This is a genomic window from Pseudomonas sp. SIMBA_067 (assembly GCF_046534675.1).
GTDB lineage: Bacteria > Pseudomonadota > Gammaproteobacteria > Pseudomonadales > Pseudomonadaceae > Aquipseudomonas > Aquipseudomonas putida.
The window spans coordinates 1-229 of sequence record NZ_JAWRYH010001520.1 but is presented as its reverse complement, the minus strand read 5'-3'; the positions used below and the strand labels follow the sequence as shown (position 1 = coordinate 229).

The window sequence follows — 229 nt, the reverse complement described above, 5'->3', positions numbered from 1 at the left end:
AAGGCAGGCGCAGCGCCGGCGGAGCACGGCAAGGGCTCGCAGGGCGGCCTCGGCGGCTTGCTCGGTGGCCAGTCCGGCGGCCTCGGTGGGCTGCTTTCCGGCGCCGGTGGCGGTGCCTTGGCAGCCGGGGCCATGGGCCTGCTGCTGGGCAACAAGAAGGCCCGCAAGTACGGCGGCAAGGCCCTGACCTACGGCGGTCTCGCGGCCCTCGGCGTGCTGGCCTACAAAG

At 74.2% G+C, this 229-nt stretch carries 1 protein-coding gene; it reads left to right on the top strand.

From position 1 onward, the window contains the following. The coding region (locus tag SB765_RS34525) for a DUF533 domain-containing protein (RefSeq protein WP_410933144.1) at positions 1–229 on the top strand (229 nt) is incomplete at both ends.